Source organism: Bacillus sp. JJ722 (genome assembly GCF_036963345.1).
Classification (GTDB): domain Bacteria; phylum Bacillota; class Bacilli; order Bacillales; family DSM-1321; genus Bacillus_AD.
The window spans coordinates 428-1,639 of sequence record NZ_JBALMO010000430.1 but is presented as its reverse complement, the minus strand read 5'-3'; the positions used below and the strand labels follow the sequence as shown (position 1 = coordinate 1,639).

General features: G+C 29.7%; 1 protein-coding gene. It reads right to left on the bottom strand.

Going from position 1 to position 1,212, the window contains the following annotated elements:
• Nucleotides 1-10: 10 nt before the first annotated feature.
• Nucleotides 11-1,117, bottom strand: coding sequence for a hypothetical protein (locus V7014_RS27090; protein WP_335512225.1), 1,107 nt, complete (start codon nucleotides 1,115-1,117; stop codon nucleotides 11-13).
• Nucleotides 1,118-1,212 lie beyond the last annotated feature (95 nt).

Here is a 1,212-nt window from a genome sequence, read left to right as displayed (position 1 = left end):
CTATAATTTCTTATGAATAAAAACCAGGTGTAGGGACTTTGTTGATTAAATAATATTTTCCTAAATGTACATATTTATGGTCAATCGGACTATGAAGTGTAAGAGTTCGTATGTTTCTCCATAATCGGTCATACCCATTTTCTAATGTAGCTGATCGAGCACCCATTAATTCAAAAATCTTGTTTATAATCTCCATAGAAGTTTCTATAGATTGTACACTCGAATTCAAAATGGATATAGCTATATTTCCCCTTTTTTCTTCCGAAATCTTCTCTTTTGTATTCCAAAGTTCATTGACTGAATAGTTAGCATTATCAACTATAATTTTTAACGAATGAACCTTAGAAAATAAATATCCTGCTTTTTTAAGAAGCAGATCATTATCATTACTATTAGAGTTGGAATAATAACCTTTGGCTACATTTAATGCATTTTTAGATGCTCCTGTATATATATTTAATAAAATTGTTTGTGAAATTAATGATGATAGATGATTGATATCATCCTTTAGAATTTCAATTGGATAGACAAAAACATTGTCGAATTCAACTGTACCGCTTCCTGTTTGTTTCTGTCCAAATCCATTCCAATCTTTGTTTACCTTTAACCCATTTCGCGTAACAGGAACAACCCCGTTATACATTTTAGTAGGATTGTTATTATCTATCCATGATATTAATAAATAATTTGCTACTTGAGATCCAGTAGAAAATGTTTTAAATCCATTCAGTTTAAAAGAGTCTCCTTGCTGTACACCGAATAGTGTTTCAAATTTGGGATTAGAAGCATTTCCCCAAAAAGGGTGACTATCTTTAATTTTTACTAAGTGTTCCATTTGTTCAGGCGTTGATCGCCAAAAGACTTGTGAACTAGTAAGATAGTGATAGCCTAATAAATGAGCGATAGCTGTATCACTTTCTGCTATTTTTTGAACTATTTTTAAAATACTTGACCAAAAAGTTTCGTCATTTATGTTTTCATATACTAGATTTAACAAATCATAGTCTTTTAATAGCTTGATTTGTTCAAATGGAACGATATTTTCACTATCCCTTTCTATAACATCAGTTTGTAATATATTTGAAACTATTTCAGCAGCATGAAAATAATTTTCCAATAGTGAAACCCTCTTTCGCTAAATTATAATAGTTTTTTTATCTTTACTCTGTTATCACCTAAGATAGTTTTAACACTGTCATTATTATCATGTAT